Genomic DNA, 6,594 nt, shown 5'->3' on the forward strand with positions numbered 1-6,594 from the left:
AGTAATAATTATAGCGACATAAATGTTCAATATGTAGTTTTATACAATTAAAAATAAAAATAGCTATATATTTGCAACTAAGTTATTTTTGATATGGGAAGTGAAAAAAATCAAGAAATAGTTAAGAACGTATTTACAAAGTTCTTAGAAGAAAAAGGACATCGTAAAACACCTGAAAGATTTGCTATTCTACAAGAGATCTACGATAGTGAAGAACATTTTGATATTGAGTCTTTGTATATCAAAATGAAAAATAAAAACTATCGAGTAAGTAGAGCAACTCTTTACAACACGATTGAAATCCTATTAGAATGTGGCTTAGTAAGACGTCATCAATTTGGTCAAAACCAAGCGCACTATGAGAAGTCTTACTTTGATAAACAACACGATCACATTATTATCACTGATACAGGTGAAGTAGTAGAATTTTGTGATCCGCGTATACAAACGATTAAAAAAACGATAGAAGATATATTCAATATCGAAATTCACAATCACTCTTTATACTTCTACGGAACAAGAAAGAAAACCGAAGAAGCTACACAAGAAGGTTCTGAAAGCACAAACAACTAATAAAAGAACATTTAACAACACAAACAATGACTGTAGATTTACTACTAGGCCTACAATGGGGCGATGAAGGAAAAGGTAAAATCGTAGACGTTTTAACCTCTAAATATGATATCATTGCTCGTTTTCAAGGTGGACCAAATGCGGGACACACTTTAGAATTTGACGGAATCAAACACGTATTAAGAACGATTCCTTCTGGAATATTCCACAAAAATGCAATCAATATTATTGGAAACGGAGTTGTTATCGATCCTGTTGTTTTCATCAAAGAAATTGAAGGTCTGGAGAAATTTAACATCGATATTTATAGTCGATTACTGATTTCAAGAAAGGCACACTTGATATTGCCAACACATCGTTTACTTGACGCTGCTTCTGAAGCTGCAAAAGGAAAAGCTAAGATTGGTTCTACATTAAAGGGAATTGGTCCAACTTATATGGACAAAACAGGTAGAAACGGATTAAGAGTTGGAGATATTGAATTAGTAGACTTCAAAGATAGATACCGCACTTTAGCTGACAAACACGAAGCTATGATAAAGTTTCACGATGTGGACATGCAGTATAACCTCAAAGAATTAGAACAAGAATTTTTTGAAGCAGTAGAGCAACTTAAAAAATTAACCTTTATTGATAGTGAACATTATGTCACACAAGCACTCAAAGAAGGTAAATCTATCTTAGCAGAAGGTGCACAAGGTTCACTTTTAGATATAGACTTTGGAACATATCCTTTTGTTACTTCATCTAATACAACTGCTGCTGGAGCATGTACAGGCTTAGGTGTTCCTCCAAATAAAGTTAAAAACGTATTTGGTATATTTAAAGCTTATACTACTCGCGTTGGTAGTGGTCCCTTCCCTACTGAATTACACGACGAAATAGGTGCAACAATGGCAAATGTAGGTCGTGAATTTGGATCAGTTACTGGAAGAGCAAGACGTTGTGGTTGGTTGGATTTAGTAGCTCTTAAATATGCTGTTGAAGTAAATGGGGTTACTGAACTTTACATGATGAAAGGCGATGTATTATCTGGATTTGACACTTTAAAGATTTGTACAAAATACAAATACAATGGTCAAGAAATAGAACATCTACCATTTAACATTGAACCAGAAAACGTTGAGCCAGTTTACGTTGAGAAAAAAGGTTGGAAAGCAGACTTAACAGGAATGACTTCATACGAAGAATTACCTATAGAATTAAAAGAGTATATCGAGTTCATTGAAAAAGAACTTGAAGTACCTGTAAAAATAGTATCTGTAGGTCCTGATAGAACACAGACAATCATCAAATAAATGATATATAAAAAACACTTCCTTTCGGAAGTGTTTTTTGCTTTAATAGGCTATGTTATAATTTATTCACAACTAAAATCTTTGTTCACATTTTTTACTTAAATTTGAAAAAAATTTTAGACTTGAGAGCAATACATATTTCATTTATACTTTTACTCTTCACTTTCATAAGTTTCAGCCAAACTCCTAATAAGAATAAAATCATTATTCACCATGCTGATCGATCAGATATCAATGAGGAACTTTTGCCTAATGCAGTTATTTTGACAGGTAATATCCTTGCTGAACACGATGGTATGACTATGCGCTGTAATAAAGCTTATTACTTCAAAAATGAAGAATATCTAAAACTATTTGGCAATGTGCATATTGTCCAACAGGACACTTTAATTATGGACAGCAAATATGCTGAATATAACGCAATAAATGGTTTTGCTTATGCTCAAGGCGATGTAGAGCTTCGCAGTCCTGACTCAACTCTTGTTACAGATACATTAAAATTTGACAGAGGTCAAAACCTTGTGTATTACGATAGTTATGCAAAAATTACAAATAAGGGAAATGTCTTAGAAAGCAATAAAGGGAAATACTTTTCAAATGAAAAGAAATTTCAATTTTTCAATGCAGTAAAGATCACTACAGAAAAGGGAACAATAGTAAAATCAAACCACTTAGATTATTATGAAGTACCAGAACATGCTTATGTGTTCGGTCCATCTACTATTACAAGTGAAGAAGATTTTATATACACGGAAAATGGCTTTTATGACGTTCAACAAGATTTAGGAAAACTCTTAAAGAATTCCTATATATGGTATGATAAGAGAAAATTAGAAGCCGACTCGATCTACTATGCAAAATTACAAGACTTTGCTTCTGCTTCCTATAATGTGCGAATAACTGACACTGTTAATAGAGCTGTCATAACAAGTCATTATGCTGAAATGCACAAAGCGAAAGATTCTATTTTCGTTACTAAAAAACCATTAGTAAAAAAAGAAAACGAACCCAAAGACACTCTTTATCTCCACGCTCCAATTATAACGCTTACTGGCAAAGAGAAGCAAAGAGTCATTAAGGCATATCAAGGTGCGAGAATACTCAGAGATAGTATGAGTGGTAAAGCGGATTCTATACACACAAGCGAGCTGACTGGAATAACTAAAATGATCGGTAAGCCAGTACTTTGGAATGGAGAAAGTCAACTCTCAGGTAAGTTAATTCACTTGCTTAGCAATGTTGAAACGCAAAAGATGGATTCATTAAAAGTATTAGAGGATGCTTTTGTTATCGAGAGAGATACTATTGGCGATGGATTTAATCAAGTCAAAGGTGTGAACTTATATGGCAAATTCCAAGACAATAAACTCAATGAAATAGACGTAATTAAAAATGCCGAAATTGTATATTATATGTACAATGAGAAAAATGAGTTCGTAGGTATAGACAAAGGTATTTGCAGCCACATTAACGTTACATTTGAAGAAAACAAAATTGCTACTGCTTCGCGAATTGTCGCACCTACGAGTACCCTTTACCCAGATGATTTTTTACCTACAAACGCAAGAAAACTAAGGGGATTTTTATACAGAGGTGATGAAAAGATTACGGGTCTGCAAAATATCTATTCTCAAGAAGAATTAGACAAAGAAAAACTATTACTTGAAGAATTAAAATCTAAGAAACACATCTATGACTTGCCAATGGCAATTCAAGCCGAAACATTAGAGGCAGAATCTACGGGTGAGAATCTATTAGATCGTTCTCCAAGAAAAACCGATAGTAGTACTAATGTAAGTAGCCCATCGCCTACTTCAAAAGCGATAAACACCAAGAAAGAAGAAAAAGATTTAAACAAATTCTCTGAGCAAAAGAAAGAGCAACCTAAGATGTTGAAAAAAGAAGAAAAAGCACCAGAGAAAATGCTAAAGTTAAAATAACATAAGATTAGATCATGAAAACTGATTTTTACAAATACCAAGCACAAACTTCGCCTAATCCAATAGGTATGCAAGTGGCTTATGCTAAAGGTTCTTATATATACGACATTAACAACAAACCCTATTTAGACTTTGTAGCAGGAGTATCTGCTTGTACTTTAGGACATCAACACCCGAAAGTAAATCAAGCAATAAAAGATCAATTAGATAAATATTCTCACGTAATGGTTTATGGAGAATATATACAAGATCCTGCAGTAGAGTTTTGTAAATTATTAGCAGAGAATATCCCTGCTCCTTTAAACAAAACATACTTAGTTAATTCAGGTACAGAAGCTACAGAAGGAGCTCTAAAATTAGCTAAAAGAGTAACGGGAAGAAGTCAATTGATATCTTGCTTTAATGCCTATCATGGAAACACAATGGGATCTATGAGTGTAATGGGATTTGAAGAAAGAAAAAGGGCTTTCCGCCCCCTATTACCTGATGTAGATTTCATACACTTTAACAATGTAGATGACTTGCAAAAAATAACTACAAAAACTGCTGGAATTATCTTGGAAACTATTCAAGGTGGAGCAGGATTTGTAGAGCCGTTTGACGGTTTTCTTACAAAAGTAAAACAGCGTTGTCAAGAAGTTGGGGCGTTAATGATTGTAGATGAGATTCAACCTGGTTTTGGTAGAACAGGAAAACTATTTGGATTTCAAAATTACGATGTTGTACCAGATGTTATAGTCATGGGAAAAGGTATGGGTGGTGGAATGCCTGTTGGAGCATTTACTGCAAGTGACAAACATATGGATATGTTATATGACAATCCAAAATTTGGTCATATTACTACCTTCGGTGGTCACCCAGTTATTGCAGCGGCAAGTCTTGCAACATTAAAAGAGCTGGTAGAGACAGACATCATGGAGCAAACCCTTGAGAAAGAAAAGCTATTTCGAAAACTACTTGTACACCCACTTATTACAGAAATACGTGGACGAGGTTTGATGTTAGCTCCAATGACACTAAGTGCAGACATTACCAATAGAGTCATCATTAAGTGTCAAGAAAAAGGAGTTATCCTATTTTGGTTGTTATTTGAAGGAAAAGCAATACGCATAACACCACCGCTAACGATAAGCGAAACGGAAATAGAACAAGGATGTGCGATGATAATCGAAGCACTTGATGAAGTACAAAAAGAATTAGGACTTTAATACCTATATTAAAAAAGACAAAACAAAATGCATTTAGATAACGAAGAGGAAGAGTACAGAATGACTTTATCTCGTTTTGAATCAATGTTAAAGACGAATAAAGTACTATTTTTCGACTCTGAAGAATTTGAAAGTATTATTCTTCATTATTTGGATTCAGGTAAATTGACCCTTGCTAAAAAAGCACTTAAATTAGGTCAAGAACAACACCCAAATTCTACAAGTTTAAAATTAGTAGAAGTTGAACTGCTTATATTTCAAAATAAATTAGAAGCAGCAGATAAGTTATTAGATCAAATAGAGGAGATAGACCCTACAAACGAAGAAGTGTACATCCAAAGATCAACAGTTTATTCGAAGAAAGGCAATCACCTCGACGCAATAGAATCTTTAAAGAAAGCATTGAAGCTAACAGAGGATTTAGCTGATGTGTACTCTCTTTTAGGGATGGAATACTTGTTAGTAGATGAAATTGAATTAGCTAAAGACAGTTTTATTCAGTGTTTAGAAAATGACGAAGAAGATCAATCAGCACTTTACAATGTGATCTATTGTTTTGATTTTCTATCAGAAAACAACGAAGCAATTGATTTCTTAACTGCCTATATTGACAGAAAACCGTACAGTGAAATTGCTTGGCATCAATTGGGAAGACAATACTTTGCTTTAAAGAATTACAAAAAAGCTGTTTGGGCATTTGAATATGCTACTTTAATTGACGATCAATTTTTGGGAGCTTACCTTGAGAAAGGGAAATCTCTTGAAAAACTTAAAAAATACAAAGAAGCTATAGAGAATTATGTCGTTACACTAGAATTAGATGATCCTACTTCTTATGTGTTATTGCGTATAGGTAGTTGTTATGAAGACTTAAACAACTTCCCTCAAGCTATGGAGTATTATAAAAGAGCAGTTCACGAAGATCCTTCATTAGACAAAGGATGGCTTTCCTTAACTGACTTATCCATCAAAGAGGAAAAGTATGACAAAGCTTTAATGTACTTACAGAAAGCGATTAATATCGATGAATTCAACGATAAATACTGGTTGAGATATGCTGTCTTAAACAAAACACTTCTGGACTTTAAAGAGGCAGAAAAAGGATATAAAAAAGCAGCAGAGTTAGGCAGCCATATCATGGAGCATTGGATAGGTTGGGCAGATACCTTATATGTTTTAGGTGACTATGAAGAGGCTATCAATAAACTTTTACAAGTAATGGACTTTGAAGCTGATAATGCTGATATTTTATACAGACTCTCTGTATTGTTCTTTACGATAGAGAATTACGACAAGGGATCAGAGTATTTAGAAATAGCCTTAACTAAAAACTTTGAAAAGAGAGAAATCATCAAAACCTACTTCCCTATTCAATGGGAAAGTCCGTTTGTTCAAAACACAATTAGAAAATTTACCAAACAATAAATTACAAAAGAGCGTCCCCAAAAAGGTTCGCTCTTTTTTATTGCTGATTCACATAAAATAACTAACTATGCATAAAGGTTATAATAACTAATTTTTATAAAACACACCTTATGACAAGACGCTTTGGTTTAATCGGTAAGAATATAGATT

At 33.6% G+C, this 6,594-nt stretch carries 5 protein-coding genes; all 5 read left to right on the top strand.

Going from position 1 to position 6,594, the window contains the following annotated elements:
* Positions 1-93 precede the first annotated feature (93 nt).
* On the top strand, positions 94-573 hold the full coding sequence (locus GOQ24_RS05405; RefSeq protein WP_155091203.1) for a Fur family transcriptional regulator: 480 nt from the start codon (positions 94-96) through the stop codon (positions 571-573).
* 26 nt (positions 574-599) lie between these two features.
* A complete protein-coding gene (locus tag GOQ24_RS05410) occupies positions 600-1,871 on the top strand; it encodes an adenylosuccinate synthase (RefSeq protein WP_160339251.1) in 1,272 nt (423 codons plus the stop codon).
* Positions 1,872-1,993: 122 nt separating this feature from the next.
* Positions 1,994-3,811 carry an OstA-like protein gene (locus GOQ24_RS05415; RefSeq protein ID WP_155091201.1) on the top strand — a complete coding sequence of 606 codons (1,818 nt, stop codon included), beginning with the start codon at positions 1,994-1,996 and terminating at the stop codon, positions 3,809-3,811.
* A 14-nt stretch (positions 3,812-3,825) separates the two neighbouring features.
* Positions 3,826-5,019, top strand: coding sequence for an aspartate aminotransferase family protein (locus GOQ24_RS05420; protein WP_155091200.1), 1,194 nt, complete (start codon positions 3,826-3,828; stop codon positions 5,017-5,019).
* A gap of 27 nt (positions 5,020-5,046) precedes the next feature.
* On the top strand, positions 5,047-6,444 hold the full coding sequence (locus GOQ24_RS05425) for a tetratricopeptide repeat protein (protein ID WP_160339252.1): 1,398 nt from the start codon (positions 5,047-5,049) through the stop codon (positions 6,442-6,444).
* Positions 6,445-6,594 lie beyond the last annotated feature (150 nt).

The organism is Myroides sp. LoEW2-1, assembly GCF_009767705.1.
Taxonomy (GTDB): domain Bacteria; phylum Bacteroidota; class Bacteroidia; order Flavobacteriales; family Flavobacteriaceae; genus Flavobacterium; species Flavobacterium album_A.

What these genes read in the sequence shown, in the direction of transcription:
- GOQ24_RS05410 (WP_160339251.1), top strand. Translation starts at nt 600, where the DNA reads ATGACTGTAGATTTACTACTAGGCCTACAATGGGGCGATGAAGGAAAA.
- GOQ24_RS05405 (WP_155091203.1), top strand. Translation starts at nt 94, where the DNA reads ATGGGAAGTGAAAAAAATCAAGAAATAGTTAAGAACGTATTTACAAAG.
- GOQ24_RS05425 (WP_160339252.1), top strand. Translation starts at nt 5,047, where the DNA reads ATGCATTTAGATAACGAAGAGGAAGAGTACAGAATGACTTTATCTCGT.
- GOQ24_RS05420 (WP_155091200.1), top strand. Translation starts at nt 3,826, where the DNA reads ATGAAAACTGATTTTTACAAATACCAAGCACAAACTTCGCCTAATCCA.